This window comes from Blautia sp. AF34-10, from assembly GCF_003477865.1.
Lineage (GTDB): Bacteria > Bacillota > Clostridia > Lachnospirales > Lachnospiraceae > Fusicatenibacter > Fusicatenibacter saccharivorans.
On sequence record NZ_QUED01000036.1, the window covers coordinates 1 to 18403 of the forward strand.

The 18403-nt window shown below is 39.6% G+C and carries 17 protein-coding genes and 4 pseudogenes; 3 read left to right on the forward strand and 18 right to left on the reverse strand.

The features are described 5' to 3' along the window. Positions 1-281: 281 nt before the first annotated feature. The 4 genes from DWZ60_RS15555 to DWZ60_RS15570 all read right to left on the reverse strand — a co-directional run bounded on the left by DWZ60_RS15555 (position 282) and on the right by DWZ60_RS15570 (position 4005). A complete protein-coding gene (locus tag DWZ60_RS15555) occupies positions 282-1583 on the reverse strand; it encodes a hypothetical protein (RefSeq protein ID WP_243038364.1) in 1302 nt (433 codons plus the stop codon). A 403-nt stretch (positions 1584-1986) separates the two neighbouring features. Next, positions 1987-2586 (reverse strand): hypothetical protein, encoded by a 600-nt coding sequence (locus tag DWZ60_RS15560; protein WP_119222029.1) that lies wholly within the window; start codon positions 2584-2586, stop codon positions 1987-1989. 67 nt (positions 2587-2653) lie between these two features. Beyond that, complete coding sequence (locus tag DWZ60_RS15565) at positions 2654-3616, reverse strand: AbiH family protein (protein ID WP_119222031.1); 963 nt, start codon at positions 3614-3616, stop codon at positions 2654-2656. Further along, positions 3613-4005: an AbiH family protein gene (locus DWZ60_RS15570; RefSeq protein WP_119222033.1), complete on the reverse strand. Its 393-nt coding sequence runs from the start codon at positions 4003-4005 to the stop codon at positions 3613-3615. The genes DWZ60_RS15565 and DWZ60_RS15570 overlap by 4 nt, the downstream gene beginning before the upstream one ends. Positions 4006-4336: 331 nt before the next feature. On the opposite strand from DWZ60_RS15570, the pseudogene DWZ60_RS15580 reads away from it, so the two are divergent. Continuing rightward, a pseudogene (locus DWZ60_RS15580) lies at positions 4337-4528 on the forward strand (IS66 family transposase); the annotation flags it as partial. A gap of 5 nt (positions 4529-4533) precedes the next feature. On the opposite strand, the gene DWZ60_RS15585 reads toward DWZ60_RS15580, so the two are convergent. The 4 genes from DWZ60_RS15585 to DWZ60_RS15600 form a co-directional block, all read right to left on the reverse strand. Continuing rightward, on the reverse strand, positions 4534-4872 hold the full coding sequence (locus DWZ60_RS15585; protein ID WP_243038365.1) for a helix-turn-helix domain-containing protein: 339 nt from the start codon (positions 4870-4872) through the stop codon (positions 4534-4536). A 97-nt stretch (positions 4873-4969) separates the two neighbouring features. Beyond that, positions 4970-5464 (reverse strand): transposase, encoded by a 495-nt coding sequence (locus tag DWZ60_RS15590; RefSeq protein WP_119222039.1) that lies wholly within the window; start codon positions 5462-5464, stop codon positions 4970-4972. A gap of 391 nt (positions 5465-5855) precedes the next feature. Beyond that, a complete protein-coding gene (locus DWZ60_RS15595; protein WP_119222041.1) occupies positions 5856-6536 on the reverse strand; it encodes a hypothetical protein in 681 nt (226 codons plus the stop codon). 101 nt (positions 6537-6637) lie between these two features. Beyond that, positions 6638-7162 carry a hypothetical protein gene (locus DWZ60_RS15600; protein ID WP_147397764.1) on the reverse strand — a complete coding sequence of 175 codons (525 nt, stop codon included), beginning with the start codon at positions 7160-7162 and terminating at the stop codon, positions 6638-6640. 56 nt (positions 7163-7218) lie between these two features. On the opposite strand from DWZ60_RS15600, the pseudogene DWZ60_RS15605 reads away from it, so the two are divergent. Beyond that, positions 7219-7524, forward strand: a pseudogene (locus DWZ60_RS15605) (IS66 family transposase); the annotation flags it as partial. A 330-nt stretch (positions 7525-7854) separates the two neighbouring features. On the opposite strand, the gene DWZ60_RS15610 reads toward DWZ60_RS15605, so the two are convergent. Next, a complete protein-coding gene (locus DWZ60_RS15610) occupies positions 7855-8073 on the reverse strand; it encodes a hypothetical protein (RefSeq protein ID WP_330422393.1) in 219 nt (72 codons plus the stop codon). Positions 8074-8111: 38 nt separating this feature from the next. Here DWZ60_RS15610 and tnpC point away from each other — a divergent pair. After that, positions 8112-8884, forward strand: a pseudogene (gene tnpC / locus DWZ60_RS15615) (IS66 family transposase); the annotation flags it as partial. Between the two features lie 75 nt (positions 8885-8959). Here the strand turns inward: tnpC and DWZ60_RS15620 are convergent. From DWZ60_RS15620 to DWZ60_RS17370, 9 genes and pseudogenes are all read right to left on the reverse strand, one after another. Beyond that, a pseudogene (locus tag DWZ60_RS15620) lies at positions 8960-9361 on the reverse strand (sugar phosphate nucleotidyltransferase); the annotation flags it as partial. Between the two features lie 9 nt (positions 9362-9370). Further along, the gene (locus DWZ60_RS15625; RefSeq protein WP_082426130.1) at positions 9371-9574 is read right to left on the reverse strand and encodes a 4Fe-4S binding protein; all 204 of its coding nucleotides are present in this window, start codon (positions 9572-9574) and stop codon (positions 9371-9373) included. A 6-nt stretch (positions 9575-9580) separates the two neighbouring features. After that, positions 9581-11449 (reverse strand): glutamine--fructose-6-phosphate transaminase (isomerizing), encoded by a 1869-nt coding sequence (glmS, locus tag DWZ60_RS15630; RefSeq protein ID WP_119222045.1) that lies wholly within the window; start codon positions 11447-11449, stop codon positions 9581-9583. Positions 11450-11543: 94 nt separating this feature from the next. Continuing rightward, positions 11544-12929, reverse strand: coding sequence for a phosphoglucosamine mutase (gene glmM / locus DWZ60_RS15635; protein ID WP_119222047.1), 1386 nt, complete (start codon positions 12927-12929; stop codon positions 11544-11546). Between the two features lie 18 nt (positions 12930-12947). Further along, positions 12948-13994, reverse strand: a complete 1047-nt coding sequence (locus DWZ60_RS15640; protein WP_119222049.1) for a Coenzyme F420 hydrogenase/dehydrogenase, beta subunit C-terminal domain — start codon at positions 13992-13994, stop codon at positions 12948-12950. A gap of 27 nt (positions 13995-14021) precedes the next feature. Continuing rightward, positions 14022-15041 carry an acyltransferase gene (locus DWZ60_RS15645; protein ID WP_119222051.1) on the reverse strand — a complete coding sequence of 340 codons (1020 nt, stop codon included), beginning with the start codon at positions 15039-15041 and terminating at the stop codon, positions 14022-14024. 4 nt (positions 15042-15045) lie between these two features. Then, complete coding sequence (locus DWZ60_RS15650) at positions 15046-16560, reverse strand: lipopolysaccharide biosynthesis protein (RefSeq protein ID WP_118659259.1); 1515 nt, start codon at positions 16558-16560, stop codon at positions 15046-15048. 29 nt (positions 16561-16589) lie between these two features. Next, positions 16590-17726, reverse strand: coding sequence for a polysaccharide pyruvyl transferase family protein (locus DWZ60_RS15655; RefSeq protein WP_118659260.1), 1137 nt, complete (start codon positions 17724-17726; stop codon positions 16590-16592). Positions 17727-17751: 25 nt separating this feature from the next. Continuing rightward, positions 17752-18403: hypothetical protein (locus DWZ60_RS17370; RefSeq protein WP_199669429.1), on the reverse strand; the 652-nt coding region annotated here is incomplete at its 5' end.

The window sequence follows — 18403 nt, forward strand, 5'->3', positions numbered from 1 at the left end:
CTATGATATTCCGCCTTCCGCACTGGAAGATGAAACCTTTGCAGCGCTCATTACCGAGGCGGAGAAGTACATCGGATATCCTTATGTCTGGGGTGGCAGCAATCATCGATATTGTTAATCTTTAATATATTTATACATTCTTCCCCAATAACTTGAGAGATTGCTGTCAATACTTCTGAAACCAATTTTCCATAACACCCTATACTATTATCAAGCATATTTACCTCCGCAGTATTTCGAATTAATATATCCTATTTTACCACAGTATTAAAGGAATTTCATTATACCTCCAACTCCTTTTCCATTCTTTTTGCTATTTTCATAAAATAGTCTCTGTCTTCAATAAAGTGCATATCTCCAACAGCATCACAATCGTTCAAGACATGTAAAACACTCGTAACCTGAGCATTGCTGTTCTGATTAGTAACTAATGCTTTTACTACCTTTTCAAACTTTTCTTTACCGTTCTTATATGTAGCCAGCATCATCTCCAAGTCTTCTATGGTCATGATATAACATCTGCTGTCATCAACAAATATCTCTGGTATCGAAGACATCACTATTTGCGTATTCGTCATACTCTCATACAGCAAAAAAATTTTAATAACCGGCTTTTGTCCCTGATATTCCTTTTCAGACATTTTAAGTTGTTCATGTGCTTCTAAAATATTTCTTTTGTAAAATGTATCAATCTGTTGAACATCTGGTGCCTGTTGCTTTGCCTTTATTCCAAGCAGTCCTGATTTCAATTCAAACAAGAATACCGCATCCTCAAATTCTACAAAGAAATCCGCACTCTTTTTGTCTTGTTCTGGGATTTTGTGCCACATATCTTCTGTCAGGTAAATCTCAGCCAGTTCCATAAAATATTCTTCGAACATTCTGCCAAAAGCATTAATGAACCCGGTTTCCTTACCATTCTTATAATAATAATCTCGAATTAACCAATATAAACCATCTGCAAAGAGCATCTGTACCAAATACATACTGACCATAATCGGCTCTTTGTTCTTTTGAGTAATCACAAAAGGTTTGCTATAAAACAATTGTTTCTGTATTGGAGACTTCCTTACATCATCATATGTAACAGAATAATAATTAATAATTTTCTCCAAATTCTCTTTAGTGAGTATGCTGTTTGCCCCGTGCTTATATAAATCATCCTCTGCCCCTAACGGATCGGGACGCTCACTGCATAACCACAACAAATAAAGTACATTGGTCATAAACTCGTCTGCACTCATACCAAACAATTCTTCTGTAATTTCATTTATATCTACAATCTCATCCCTGCTAATTTTACTTGAGCCAAGCAAAATATGATAATTTCGGCTAAAGCTCTGGTATGTCCATGCTAAATTCTGATACTTAAACTGTTCATATGTCATGCCCATCATAAACTTAAATATATCAGGCAATTTTGCATCTTTGATATATTCGCTATTGGAATGCTCATTCTCATATCCTCTATACAAATTTACCACCGTACCAGCCTTTTCTCTTGTCATAATTTCTTTTCTGTAATCATTTGCACTGACTATAGAGACATACGCCATATTTTGAATATCCCATGCTGACAACATTACCTGCACTTGCCGATGTATAAATCCATGTAAGATAGCATTCAATGGAAATGTAATACTACACTTTAATTCATCTTCTGACTTATTTTGCTGATTCTTATATAGTTCGATTGATATTTCTGAGAAAAATAGATAAAATCTCTTGTCGAATAATTCTTAATAAAACTCTACAAATCTTTCAATTAGTATCCACCTTTCCTATGCATCTTTTCCACCACTTCATACTTTTAGTAATAGTTTTCCTCTGCCTCTCCAAAGAATACAGACGCTATCTTTTCCACCACTTCATACTTTTAGTAATAGTTTTCCTCTGCCTCTCCAAAGAATACAGACGCTATGTACTTAACAATATAATTAAAAAAGAATATTGCTGTTTCCTCAAAAAATACAAATAGAAAAACCCCTATTCCTTGTATAGCATATATTTCACCGCAAAAAATACAAATAGAAAAACCCCTATTCCTTGTATAGCATATATTTCACCGATGATAGACAAAATAACTGCTTCTGCGCATAAAAAGATTATTTCAAACAAATCTGTCTTCTTTTCTTTACAAATCCAAAACTTATATGTCATAACAGCCATTCCACTTGTTACTATTGCACCAAAAATAGTTCCACCTATTTCTTGGAATGAGAGCATTGTTAATAAAACACTTTTTAAAATCAGTAATATGCTTTCTGTACTTCCTCCAGTGTCTTCACAACTTTCTGCCAAACCATATACAATGTAGACAAAAGTCAAGATAAAAACCATCACTCCCGTATTACTATCTAATTCATAGGAATTCAAGCCCGACCACAATATTGTTAGTCCGAAAATAATTCCGATATCTCTTAAGATTACTTTGACTCGCATTTCTGAATCCCATATTTTGTATTTCAATAATCCAAATCGAAATGCAAATCCTAGTCCTGCTGGTATCCAGTACCATGATACACTCCAAATCCATTCCCATCCGCGCATTATTATCTGATTAAGTAATTCTTCAATTGCACTCATCCGATCACTCCTATCCTATGTTGCTGAAAGAGGGTCTGGCCCCAGATATCTTACTAAATATCCCGCCTTATAATGCGAAGTCTGCGATGCAATCATCTATCATGGCATGCATCGTGTAGTTTTTTACTCGGAAGTCTTTTAGTACTTTTTTAACTCTTTTTCTATCCGCATCGGAAAAACAGCTGACATGCCACGATGCATTTCTTTTTCTCTGGTCATGCCCGTAGTCAACATAATCCATATAATCCAATATGGAATGACAGCCTTCTGGAATTGGAACACCATATTGTTTTGACAATTCGTTCAACACATTTTGAGTTCTTCCTGCCTGCTCAAGCCAAAATCTCTGCATTACAGCATCTTTCGCATCTCTTTCCGAATATGGCAATGTGTCTTTATCTTCATTTGCAAAGATGTCTTCTACACTTGGAAGCATACGCCTTCTGTGGTGCGTAGCATACTGAAAATTTCGCACCATAAAATCCAAGAAGCACTGCTCACCGCCATCTTCCTCAAAAGATTGCAAAAGGCCTAGATTGATGTGTCCTACAGCAGACAATTTTTCATAGTTGCATCCACACCGTGTGATAGCATCAATGAATTCAAAATACGGCATATCTGCTTCTGCAAAAGAATGCCCCAAAACATAAACATTCTCTATATCTTCGATATGGACTCCGTTCTTCATCAGTGCAACACACAAAGCATCAATCCGATCTGCTGTATGTTTGTCTGTTCGGTAGAGGGCATCTTCCACCGCATATAATCCATCAATTCTTGGCAATCCCTTTGTTGGATCTAACGGCTCCGTTATTTTTCGTTCAATTAACTCTTTGAATGGTTCTTCTGGATGTGTGGAATGACCAACAACAATCGATTCTGGATCAGTTGCAACCCCATGAATATGAAAGTCATTTTTAGATTTCACGCCAAACCGTTTTTCCAATGTATCTGTATAATTAAAGTTTATGATAAAACAATCATCTGGAAATCTAAAACCACTGTTTTTTTCCTCTATATTAAATGTCATAACCCAATCGCAGAACAATCGGCGTAAAAGCGTATGGCTTCATCAACCGCTTGGCTTAGTTTTTTTCTTCCTTCTACATTTCTTCCAAAATACAGGTTTATAATCTGATCATCTATCTTGTCCATTCTCGCTTCCAAATTCCAGAAAAAATCATTTTCCAGCTGATCTGGCTCAAACGGATTTCTGTATATCAGTTCGACCGCAGTGACCTTCTTTTCTATTCCAGCAGTATCTTTTATTGTATAAAAGCTGTATCCAAGCTTACTTGCAACTTCTGCAATATGTTCCTTGTAATAAACTCTGAATTTTTCATATGATGTTGGGATGCCCTGCCAGCAGTCAAATCCATTACCTATAATTATGAGATTTCTATAATTTGATCGTGACATTATTTTCGACCTCCCTTGTCTTTACGATATTTTTTCAATCTACATACTTCATAATTTTCTCGTATGCGATTCGCCTTTTCCGCTGGATATCAGTTTCTCCCAAGAAATCTGGCATCCAGTCATCTGGTGTAATTTCTAAAAGTTCACCGTTCAACCGAAATTGCTTATGAAATGCATCGATTTTCCCTACATATACTGGCAGATCATAATGCAGCGTTCCAGTTCGATTGCTATACTGATCTCCTGGAAAATTGTAAGGGGGGTCTGACCCCAATATTTGTTTTTGCTTTTTATGGTATAATAAGAGCAGTGAAAAAGGAGCAGAAAACATATGGCTGGCAATTCAAAAGATTCAAAAATCCTTGCGTACAAGGACATGATCAACCAACTGAATAAGACGATTTCCACACAGACAGAACTGATCCAGTCTTTACAAAAAACATTGGAAGCAGACTGGCTGGAAAAAGAAAACCTTCGTCAGCAGATTGAATATCTCACGAAGAAACTTTTTGGTACTTCCAGTTTTCTTTATGGGGTCTGACCCACTGTGCTTGCATATGCATCCCAAGCTGATGCGTATTTTTCTAACACAACCAGCGTCGGTACTCTTGTTCCACTTTCCAGACGTGCCAGATTGGGCGGCAAAATACCTGTAAGATCCGACAAATCCTGCTGCGTCATTCCCTGACGGTGTCTTTCTTCCACCAGTTGTTCTATCACTTCTGCTGATTTTTTCAGCGTGCTTTTTTGGATTTCTTCCGCATACGCTTCCAATCGCTTCTTCCGGTTTTCTTTTTCTTTTTGATAATCCATTTTATTCATTTCGAGATTATACTTCATATATTTTTTCCCGTGCTTGTTTTTCATGAATCATATCATAAATGATAATATTTTTCAAACTTTGTCGGGGAATTTAAGAAAATCGTAAGGGGGGCTGACCCCAATGTGCATCATGAGGCGCTGATCATTCGTCCTCTGAATCCCCCCAGATCGCATTTGCTTTTTTTGACAGTACAAGTAAGGCAGCTGCTTCTGCAAGAGCCTTTTCCTTGCGCTGTAATTCTTTCTCGAGTTTTCTGCGTTCTTTCTCAGAATCCTTGAGTTCGCGGTTAAGCCGGGAAGCTTCTTTAGCGATGCCACCATTTGCATTCATACAGGCATCTTTCCAGGCTTTGATCTGCTCGACATAAAGCCCCTTTTTACGGGCATACTCGGCAAGTTCCGTTTCATTCATACTTGCTGTTTCAACAACAACTAAAAATTTATCCTGTGTACTCCAGTCATCAGGAACAGCATCCGTACCAGGAGCGGCATAGCCTTCCTTTCTGGCTTTATCCCACCAGTTACGAAGTGTCTGTTCAGAGATTCCTTCTTCTCTGGATATCTTGGTAATAGATTCATTGTTTGGTGGAAGCATTCTCCGAAGGAGTGTATCCTTTAATTCTGGACTATAGTTCATAGTGAAAGCTCCTTTTCCGTGATAGCTCTATACTACCACAAAAGTAATTATCTTTCACTGACAACTATCCTAACACACAGGGAGAAATGTTTATTCTTTCTTTATGGGGTCTGACCCCGGAGTATTCCATTTTGCGTTTACAGTTTAGTACCAGGGGGCTGGCACCTAATGCTTTGCAACCTTTTTCGTTTGACCAAATTCGACACCTTTCGACATTATTCGAACTTTTGTTCACACTTTGTTAACGGTGCCTGACCCCTGAGATGAGTACGGAGAGGTGTGTGAAGATTTGAGCAGCGTAGGGAGCTTCCGCTCCCCTTGTTTTGTTTATAATTTCTTTAGAAATGTTTATTTTTTTCTTTATGGGGTCTGACCCCGGAGTATTTACTTATTATTTGTTTTGTTGATGTTTAGTAAAGTATGCCTTAATTTCGGCTATGAACCTAAAAGTTAGCTCATACGCCGCACTAGCTTCTTTAAGTTTAGGGTAGTAGTCTGCTGTGGCTGCTTTTAATATATGTGCATTATTCCGTAATTCATATAACTCACAATATTGCTTTTGGGTATCTTCTGTCAAAATACCTTTTTCCAGCGCAAATACAGCCTTAGCTGGATTAGATGTCCATGTTATTTTAGCTTTGTCGACTTTTTGACGGCATAAATACAAGGGTTTACCATCATATATAATTTGGGTTTTTGACGATAAAGCTGAAGGTACGTCTGTATATGTCTGTGCGGCATATTTTTTTTCAAACTCGTCTTTATGATAACATTCTAACGTATAGTTTAGCAATGCTTCACAAATTGACGCATACTGAATAATCTGAAATTTAACTATCCCTTTATTTTTTGCCATTGTCAAACTTAATGTCTGCATTAAGGTATAGGTGAAGCGCGCCTGATAAAACTCATCACCTAAATGTTCACCCAATTTCTTGTTATTTAGAAAATCAAATTTTCTAACAAACCATTGGCTTTCATACTCTTGTGTTGGATCAAAATTATAGTCAGAAATCAAATTTTCTTTGCAACAATTTATGACTTTTCTTTTTTCATCTGATGTAAGTTTCATTTCACTATCCTTGTATAATAATTAAGAAATTAATTATCACATGTTCCCTTTCTTTTAATATCGCGGTTCAATACAATTCAGATACTATGGACTTTTAATATTTATCCTGCAACCTGACTATTCAACTGGAGTGTATTGCCACTTCCTTTATCTTGTTTATAAGCTGCAAGTTGTGTGTTTTCTGTTCCACTATATGCTCCATCCGTGACTATAACAGTCCGTTCTTCCTGGTTATCCATCTGCTCAAGGTGCTCCTGGATAAACTGACTGTCACTATGGTTGTTTTGCTCATACTGGTACTCTGTTACAACAGAACCATTGGCTCCAACAGATTCTTCAAGATTAGCAGCATATCCTCGATGCTCTTTTCCTGCTTTATTCCGGATTGTCGCTTCAGGGTCAGAAGGATTCTGCAGCATGGTTGATTTCATGCCGCCGTCTTCTTTCGTGCGGAGTCTTCGGTTTTCATTTTCAACAATGGTCTGTTCTGACAGGCATCTGACAAACAGATCATACTCTGTTGAATCATTGTAATCAGACTCACACAGGGCAAGAAGTTTATCCGTATCCGTTAAGAGCTGCTTCATGCGCTCATCTGCATCGGTACTGCGCTGATGATACATCACTCTGTTGAAATCGTTAGGATCGAAATCGTAAGGGGGTCTGACCCCAATGTGCTTTCAGAAAAGAGTCGCTGATGATGTATCTGGAAGATGGCCATTGCAGTTTTTCCAATAACTTAAGTGAGAATGCGATCCGTCCATTTACCGTTGGTCGAAAGAACTGGTTATTCAGTTCCAGTTCAAAAGGTGCTGAAGCGAGCGCTCTTACCTACACAATGGTAGAGATGGCGAAAGCTAATGGTTTGAATGTTTACCGCTACCTGGAATATCTGCTGGAACATCGGCCCAATGCCAAAATGACGGATGAACAGTTATCCGAATTGGCACCGTGGAGTGACAGTGTGAAAGTGAGTTGCCAGAAATAATAAATGTAGTAAAATACTTGCGTCTAGCATGGCGCAAGTATTTGTTTTATCTGACGCTAGAATATAAAGCGCTTACTGTACATGTTCTAACGAATCAACATTCTGTAAGAAAATCGTAAGAGGCAAATCGTACTGGGCTGACCCCATGTTTGCACTTCCAACAACGTCGGTACTCTTGTTCCATTTTCGCTTGCATGCTTGTGCTGCTTATTGTCTTATTTGTGTTAAGTTGACATCACGTTGAACACATTGTGGCTAACCCTACGTTTTTTCTTTTCTGATTCTATCAAGTCTCTAAATGCTGTAATCTTTTCATCATCATTCATATTATCATTCTTCCTGTCGATCCAGCTGTTCTACGCAATATTTCTCTGCTAAAATTATAAATTCATCAGCAGCCAAAATCTGTCGTTCAGATTCTTCTTTACTTGCAATATAGAAATCATCATAATCACTGGCATGACAAATTTCTTCTGCCTGCCCGATTTTTCTTCCCATTTCTCTTGGAAATATAGATGTTTTTACATAATCCTTATTAAAATTTGCCACAGCATCTTTATTTCTTTATGGGGTCAGACCCAATGTGTCCACAGACCCAGTCATTCATGTGGCTGTTCCGAAGCGGTGAGGGCGGACTTGCGGAGATCATCCTGTATGGCTATTCCCCGACCAGGAGCGGCAGCCATGCAAAGGAGTTTCTGGAAGGCTACAGCGGATATCTGGAAACGGACGGCTATCAGGGTTATAACAGTCTGCCTGGGATCAGGCGCTGCTCCTGTTGGGCACATATCCGCCGCTACTTTATCGACGCTGTTCCCAAAGGGAAGCAGTATGATTACAGCCAGCCTGCAGTACAGGGAGTCCAGTACTGCAATCGGTTGTTTGCCATGGAAGACTCCATTAACAAAAAGTATCCCGGTAATTATGAAAAGCGGAAACAACTGCGTCTCGAGAAGGAAAAACCTGTTCTGGAGGCTTTCTGGCCGTGGCTTGACCAGCAAAAGCCCGTCCGGAATACCCGGCTGGATAAAGCCGTGAATTATGTTCTCAACAGGCGTGATATAGCGGAAACCTATCTGGAAGACGGGCGGTGCAGCTTTACCAATAATCTCAGTGAGAATGCGATCCGTCCGTTCGCAGTGGGGCGAAAAAACTGGCTGTTCAGCAGTTCCGTGGACGGAGCGAATGCCAGCGCAGTAGTCTACACAATGGTTGAGATGGCCAAAGCACATGGCTGAACATCTACGGATATCTTAAATTTCTGCTGGAGAACCGACCGAGTAAAAATATGACCGATGAACAGCTGGCGGAACTGGCACCTTGGAGTGAAAAACTCCAATCTAGCAAAAATCGCATGTGAATTATAGTGAATTACTCCAACTCGTAAAGGGCTGGAGTAATCTTGTATCTAACCGCATTATTATTTGGCGCTTACCTTGAAACCTTCCTTGCCATAGTAATCATCTGCATTGATCACAATGAACGGAGTCTCAATCACATTTTTCGCAGCAAGCACAGCCTGACCGGTTCCCCACGGCTTTGTCCGGCCTGCCGGAAGTTCTCCTGGAATATCGTTAATATCTTGGAAAGCATAGTCAACAGTTACATTATGAGAAGAGCAAATAGCGGCAATACGATCACCGATGGCCTCTTTGAACTCCTTCCCGATATCCTTACGGATAATAAATACCACATGCTTGAAACCAGCCTCAATCGCATCGTGAATTGAGTAGTCCATGATGATATGGTTAGCATCATCGACCGGCTTCAACTATTTTATTCCTGTTCCAAATCGGCTGCCGATTCCGGCCGCCATGATAAGTAATGTTGTGTTCATAATCTCTCCTTACTGTGCTCGTGCTGCTTTAATTGGGCATACCTTAATGCACTGATAGCAACGAACACATTTACTTTCATCTATCTGTGGATATTCAAAGCCTTCTTCGTCTTCCACCATAGATATAGCTTCTTTCGGACAGATAGCATAACAGGCTGTGCATCCGCAACAATCTTCTTTTCTTTTATATAGTACTGGTATTTCTCTTTCCATATCCAATCACTCCACCGTCACACTCTTTGCAAGGTTTCTCGGCTTATCCACATCGAGGCCCTTTGCCACAGATACATAGTATCCCAGCAACTGCAGCGGAATCACGGCCAGACTGCCAATGAAATGCTCGTCTACCTTCGGGACATAGACTGTGAAGTTCACTTGATCTTCAATCTCGTACTTGCCATAAGTAGTCAGTCCCATCAGATAAGCCCCACGGCTCTTGCACTCCAGCATATTGCTTACAGTCTTCTCATACAGTTCACTCTGAGTTAGCACACCGATGACCAGTGTTCCCTGCTCAATCAGGCTGATAGTGCCGTGCTTCAGCTCACCTGCTGCGTATGCCTCGGAGTGGATATAGCTGATTTCTTTCAGCTTCAAGCTGCCTTCCAGGCTGACTGCATAGTCGATACCACGACCAACAAAGAACACATCATGAGCGTTGGCGTACTTTGCCGCAAACCACTGGATACGCTCTTTGTCTTCCAGAATCTTCTGTATCTTCTCCGGAATAGTCTGCAGTTCAGAAATATAATAGCTGTACTGCTCATCCGTGATTTTGCCTCTGACCTTCGTAAACTGCACTGCCAGGCAGTACATAGCGGCAAGCTGTGCACTGTATGCCTTTGTCGTAGCAACAGAGATTTCCGGTCCAGCAAGTGTGTAGAACACTTTATCCGCTTCACGCGCGATGCTGCTGCCCACCACATTAACGATTGCCATTGTGGTGATGCCCTTTTCTTTTGCAAGACGCAATGCTGCCAGTGTATCCGCTGTCTCACCAGACTGGCTAACAACGATCACCAGTGCCTTCTGATTGAGCGGCATCTTACGGTAGCGGAACTCAGAGGCAAGTTCCACACGCACCGGGATGTCTGCCATATCTTCCAGCACATACTGAGCAGCCATGCCCACATGCCATGCAGAACCACAAGCAACAATATAAATCTGCTCGAAATTCTTAATCTCATCTTCGGTAATCTCCACGCTGGACAGATCGATAACTCCGTTCTTGATTACGGAATTAAGAGTATCTTGGACAGCTTTCGGCTGCTCATGGATCTCTTTCATCATGAAATGCTCAAAGCCGCTCTTTTCAGCCGCTTCTGCATCCCACTTGATCTCGGTGGTCTGCTTTTCGATTTCATCACCATTCAGGTCATAGAAATGAGCCTCACCCGGAACAAGTTTTGCAAACTCAAGGTTTCCAATATAATACACATTGCGAGTGTATTTCAGGATTGCCGGAACATCCGAAGCTACATAAGTTTCTTCGTTAGCAATGCCGATGATCATGGGGCTGTCCTTACGCGCCACCCAGATCTCGCCCGGATAGTCACGGAACATCAGCTCCAAAGCATAGGAACCACGGACACGAACCATTGTCTTCGCAATAGCATCGATGGGGCCAAGGTTATACTTCTTATAATAGTAATCAACCAGTTTAACAACTACTTCCGTATCGGTCTGACTGTAGAAAGTGTAACCGTGCTTCAGCAGCTTTTCCTTCAGTTCGGTATAGTTCTCAATAATACCGTTATGTACACCAACGACCTCGGATTCGACCGGGCCGGAACCAGATCTGGTGCAATTACCAGATACATGCGGATGTGCATTTGTCTGGCTCGGCTCACCGTGGGTAGCCCAGCGGGTATGTCCGATACCACAGGTTCCTTTCAATGCCTTACCGCCATCTGTCTTTTCGATCAAATTGGACAGACGACCCTTTGCTTTCACGACTTGTGCCAGATTCTCTCCATCACGGACAGCCAGTCCGGCCGAATCATATCCTCTATATTCCAGTTTCGACAGACCATCCAGCAGGATCGGTGCTGCCTGTCGGTTTCCTGTAAAACCAACGATTCCACACATAGATTTATCCCTCCCGATATTTACTTCTCTCGTCTATTATACTTTCCCTCTTATGCAAAACGACTCCGGGTAATTGCCAGAGTCGTCATTGACTTTACGCCTTATATCCCTTTTCGCAGATCACATTAACCACTTCGTCAACATACTTCTGGCAAGTATCATGATCTGGTGCTTCCACCATGACACGCACCACAGGCTCAGTGCCGGACTCACGCACCAGAATACGACCAGTATCGCCCAGTGCTTCAGCAACCTTAGACACAGCTTCCTGAACAACAGGATCATTCTGTGCAGCTTTCTTATCGGTCACACGGACATTTTCCAACACCTGCGGATAAATCTTCAGCGGTGCTGCCAGCTCACTAATCGGCTTCTTCTTAGCCAGCATGACTTCCATCATTTTCAGGCTGGTCAGAATACCATCACCAGTGCTCGCATACTTGGAGAAGATGATATGGCCGCTTTGCTCACCGCCGATACGGCAGCCGTTCTTGGCCATATACTCATAAACATACTTATCGCCGACAGCGGTCTTAGCGTAACCGATACCTTGCTCATCGAAAGCCTTGTAGAGACCAAAGTTGGACATAACTGTGGTAACAACAGTATTATTTAACAGCTTACCACGTTCCTTCATGTAGCAACCGTAAATGTAAAGGATATGATCGCCAGTGATAACATTGCCCTTTTCGTCCACGCACAGGCAACGGTCGGCATCACCATCGTAAGCAAAACCAACATCCAAGCCCTTCTCCACAACAAACTTCTGAAGGCCCTCGATATGGGTTGAACCTGCATTGTTATTGATGTTCAGCCCATTCGGATTATTATTGATGACATAGGTATCTGCGCCAAGCGCATCGAACACGGACTTTGCGATATTCCAGGAGCTACCATTAGCGCAATCCAAACCGACCTTGACACCCTTAAAGGAGTAGATGCCTAGCGAGATCAGGTAGCCCATGTAGCGGTTGCGACCTGCCACATAGTCCACAGTGCAGCCGATGTGCTCACGATGAGCAAAGGGCAGCTCTGGCCAGTCCTTATCAAAGACATGGAGTTTGCCGTCAATATAGTCCTCCACCAACAGCAGAGTTTCCTCAGGCATTTTCTCGCCATAGCAGTCGATTAGCTTGATGCCATTGTCGTAGTACGGATTGTGACTGGCGGAGATCATAATGCCGCAATCAAAGTCATCCACGCGAGCGATGTACGCCACAGATGGAGTAGTGGTAACATGGAGCAAATAGGCATCTGCACCAGAAGCGGTCAGACCAGCCACAAGGCTGTACTCGAACATGTACGAGCTGCGGCGGGTATCCTTACCAATAACAATACGAGCAGGATCGGTGTCACCGTTGCGCTCACGGAGAGCATTATAATACCAGCCTAAGAAGCGACCAACCTTATAGGCGTGATCCGCTGTTAATGTAATTCCGGCTTCTCCACGGAAGCCGTCTGTTCCAAAGTATTTTGACATTTTTTATTCTCCTTACAATCAAACACGAAGTACAAAGAGTAATCCATATTCTATATTACTCTCTGCCCCCCCCCCGATTACTTGAAGCATATTTTTAATTATTTTCTTTACTTTCCTTTTTGCTCTTGTTTTCAAGGAATATTTTATCGGAGCAGCATACTTTCCTTCCAGCTCTTCGAAACTCATTGTGTGCATATCATCAAAAAAAGTATCTCTTTGTGACGGCCTTGCACATGACTTGTATTCAGCAGGATTTCCTTTTACACCAGCTTCATATGTCACCTCTTTTAATTTCATTTTGCAACTGATGTAGTTAAATATTTCTTTTCCTTTTTGGGTTCGAATCAATACGAGAGAGGTTCCTAACCCATCATTCATTTCCGGGGCAGCTTCTTTAATTCCCCAGAAGTCCGCGACTGTTAAATCAGACATTTTCTCTTTTTTAGCCACACACTCATAGCAAGAAGGACGTAGGCAGTAATCTCTCAGAAACATTTGCATATATGAGTCTTTATCTTTAGATATATAAAACTTTTTTACGGAATCTTCTGGAATATTTTCCAAAACTTCCTTCATGCCAAAATCAGTCCAACTTTCATCCTTGCAGCGAAAGTTAATTCCTTTCAGCTTTCCACCAGACTTTTTTTCTTGATATTGTGCGTATTCTCTCCACAATGCAGGTGATGGTGCTCCGTGACAAATCACATCCATGCAGATTAAGTTTTCATAATCTTTTCCCAAAAACTTCTTTAACCCGTTTACTTGGCAACCTGTTCCTGTAAATAACACAAGTTTTCCTGCTTGCAATTCTACCTTAACTTTCTTAAATGTATCCCCAACTTTTGCTTGCAGGTATTTTGATCCACGGAGTTTTATTAGTTCGCTTCGATCCGTAACTGCAATAAATTCTGCCGAATAGCAGTCTTCAGACATCGCGACACCATAAATAATGCCATTCTTATTAAGCACATACTCTGCCAGAGAAGAAAATACCGCTCCAGAAGAACTGCTCAATCTCACATCTTTATCTTTACTATAACAAGCATATACTTTTTCTGGCTTCACTAGTGTATCCTCCTCTTCCAGTACCTTTTATACAAATCCAATATACCGCAACAATTTTTTATGGTTCTTCAATGTCATCTGAGCAAGATGAACTACGATGTAACTAATGAATGATGTCAGTACAAATCGCAATGCCCAATAAGCATACCAGTTTTCACATTCTATAATTCTACCAACAATCATCAGCACTGCCATGTGAATATAGAAAATTCCATATGAGCAATCTCCTATCTTTGATAGCAAGCGACAGCCACTACGATTATTTTCATTTTTCTTTAGAAGCCAGCCAATTATGGTAACAGCATAAAGAAATGAACCAACTGTTATCTGACTCGTATAGAATCCAATATCAAATCCCACTGCTCTCAATCCAACCGCTTCAACGCAACTTAATGCGAGCGCACCTGCCGCCGCATATCCATTGCATTTCAATTTCCATCCACAGCGCACATGAATTCCTAAATAATAAAAGCCAAACCATGCTGGAAATAATGTTTCATATAGACGCGGTGAGATACCAACTATATAATTCCAAGCGTACAAATACATTAAGTAAAGCGGCGTTACTAACCATAGAATTTTACTGATAACTCCATTTTGTTTTACTGTTTTGACTAGCCAAGGTGTAATCACCGTAAGCTGCACCAAAACAACAATATAGTAAAATGGAGTTGCTGACTTTCCAACAATAAATCGGTAAACAAATCCCAACCAATGAATCTCATTGCCACTGTGTACGATTTTTAGTAGCTCAAGTCCACTATACAGTAGCGACCAAATCATAAATGGGATACACAGTCGCTCCCCCCCCCGATAAATTATCCAGTGTTTATAACTGAATTCTTTATCAGACAAGGCATCGACATTCACAAAATAACCGGCCATAAAAACAAATGTAGCAACTGCAAAATTGATGATCTGGCGAAGAACAACGAACTCTGTACCATATCTAGTAGAATAATTAAATCCGCCTAAGGAATGAATCAATACAACCACCAATATACAGATTCCCCGGATGCTTTGCCAATTTTCTTTCTTTTCTTTCATCTCTTTATTTCCTTAAAATTTTTCTAATTGGACCCATAACAAGCTGCTTTTCTTCTTCATTCATTCCTAAGAAATACATTGAGAGTCCGTACACAACTGTATAGACAATTGCAAATACTCCCAATTTAACAAGTCCCATAATATTTGCAAAGTTCATAATGATAATGCCAACCACGCATGGTCCGATTAATGCCGGAACGAATTTCGCAATTTCTTTCCAGAAATAAAACATATTCATTCCAATACGAGCATGATAATACCAGTTCATAAAAATAACATTTCCAGCAATCAGAGAAATTGCGGTTCCAAGCGCTGCACCAGCCGGTCCCATAATTTTAATAAGCGGAATGCTAATAAATACATTGGCAATTGCGATTGCCAAATAGACAACTGCTCTTACTTTATGCATGTTTTTTGCACGTTGAATTTCGATTCCCAAATTTTGTATTAATGGAACTGTAACCGGAATAATTAACAGCAATACCACAGCATATGAAGCTCCATATTCTGGACCAGCCCAAATTTTTATAAAAGGAATACCAAAGAAGGTAAAACCCGACAATATCAGGCCAAGTATTATGAATTGAATACGTCCAACCTTTGTAAAGAGTTTTGTCAGTTCTCTATCATCACCAGCTTCTGCAACAATACGATTTACCTTTGGGACAAAAACATTTGAAACAGATGATGAGAACTCAATGTACATGGAATTAATCTGTCCACCGACTCCATAAACTGCTACTGCTGTTGTGCCAGCGAATCTACCTAATAGGAATTTATCTACACTCCAATTTATCTGATCAATAATTTGGTTTATAAAGATAAAAAATGTGAACACCCACATTTCTTTGAGTAAGCTAGCTTGAAATCCTCTAAAGCAGAATCTAATATGAAGATTATGGAAAGAATAGTATATGTTCATAACCAATACGAGCAGTGTCAAAAATGTTGTTACCGAAACCATTCCTATGGATCCGTATCCCATAATAAGTAGTGGTATTGCCAGTAATGGATTACATATATTCTGAATCAAAATCAGAAATTTCTGAAATAAGAATCTCTCATGCGCTGTAATTGCACATGTAAATACGCTATTTGGAAATGTTAATGCAAGATTAACAACAAGCAGAGCCATTAAAACTTTTGCAGTAGCATATTCAGAATCTGTCAAACCGCTACCAAAAATTGCCCTGATATTCCCCAACATCACACAACCACATAAAATACATACAACCGAAAGTGACGCAAATATCAATAGGAACATTCCATTTAGCCGTGCCACGCCATCTTCATCTTTCTGTGCTTTATAGCGAGAATAGAATCTCATATAGGAGCTACTAAAGCCCAAACTCAATAAACTCAAATAGGAAACGACAGAATAGACCAACTGATAAAGTCCGTATTCGCTCTGCCCCAGCAGTCGAAGCATAATTGGAGTGTAGATTATGCTGATAAGGATTTTGGCTAACTGTCCTGCATAGGAAAGAATAACCCCTGCTTTTCTTTGATTTATATACACTTTTTTTACCACCTCCAGCACATATATACTTACGATATTTCAAGAGCATTACTCAAAAATGCAATAGATTCCTTCTGCTCAATTTTTAAATTATGCAAATCAATATCCACATGTGTACAATGCATTTTATTTTTCAAATCGTCTGGCTCAATCAACCTATCCTGCATTTCAACATAGCCGAGCAAAGTATGAAGGCGTGTATTCATGTTATAAGTTCCTGCATTGCGTCCAAAACACCAAAAATCTTTTTGGAAAATAATTGAAAAGACTGTTGCGTGAAAAGAGTCTGTTATAACAGCTTCCGCATTACGAATCAAATTAAGAAAGTCAGCAGGATTCACTTCTGAAAGAAGTTTTCCCTCCAATTTTTCTGTATACTTTTCCACCTCATTATGAAGATAAGGTATTGCTATAACTTCACAGTTATTTTTTTTTGCAAAGTCATTAGCGGATTTCACTTTTTCGTCAGTCAGATTTAAAAAATAGCAAAAAATGTAGTTTCTATGATTCAAAGATGAATCATCAGCCTTTTTCATCCAATATTCTTGTTGATGTAGCAATGTTGGATCCAAAACCAATTCCACATTTTTCTCTGTTATGCTTGAAATAAGCTTCTGAGCTGAATCTTCTCGTACCGAAATATAGTCTGGAAACTCTAATAGTTTCGAATATGTTTTCTTTTCAAGGCAAGAAAGTTGACCTTTTCCAATACTTGCTGCATAGATAATTTTTCTGCAATCTTTTCTTCCAAAATTCAAGAAAAAAGCTGGAATATTATAATCTGGATTCCAAATTTGATCACTTCCACAAACGAGTTGTTCATAGTTTAGATCAATACTATGCAAATCGCTATAACTCATTTTTTTTGATAGTACAAGATTATGTGCTCTATATTTATCAAACGCTCTTTTGCGCTTTGTAATCAAATCAGAAACTGGATTGGACAGCAGAATCGTTTTTTCTTTTGTCAACTTTTTCTTTATCTTATCAAAAGAAAAATTCTTGATTCCTCTTTTCAAACTAAACGTATTAAACTCTTGACTAACTTCATAATCAATAATCTCACACTCATAACCAAGGCTATTAATGGCATCCTGTAATGCCATTTCCTGCAAAAATCCGCCATAATTATATATTCTCGAATCTAATGTTAATAATCCAACCATATATTACTTCCTTTCCACATCACTTTTAGGCAAACATATATGGGAAAGTTGCATGAGTTCCTGTTATGACATAATAAGATATCCAGTAATACACCATATATGCTAGCACATATAATAAAGTCACATATCGATTTGTTCGATATTTTCTATTTCCAGCATAAACCAATGCCGAATATGAGAGCATGTTGTATTCAGAAAAAAAGGATGCAATTCTAAATGCATACACGTTAATACTAATCAATTGTGAAGCCAACAAATCCAACACAAGCATTGATCCATAAAACGGAGTAAGTTCATCCTCTGTCAGTATCCTTCTCCACCTAATTATGAGTAGTATAATTATTGGCAAACGAAGTATAATTTGATTTGGCATAAGATAAATCGACCCATTTCCTTGGATATAACCCGCATATTTTGCCAATCCAAAGGTTCTTAACAAAACCGCAATTACATTTAGTGAAAGCAACACGATACATCCGTATATAAAGACTTTAACTGGAGCAAGAGAGCCAGATAACTTAAAATTAGCAATTTTTATATATTCTCTTTGTTTTTGAGAATACATATAGAGAAAATAGATTACCACTCCCATTAATGCACTTGTATGAAATAAGCATGCAACTACTATCGTATGAAATAAGCATGCAACTACTATCGTTATAAAATATTTTTTCTTT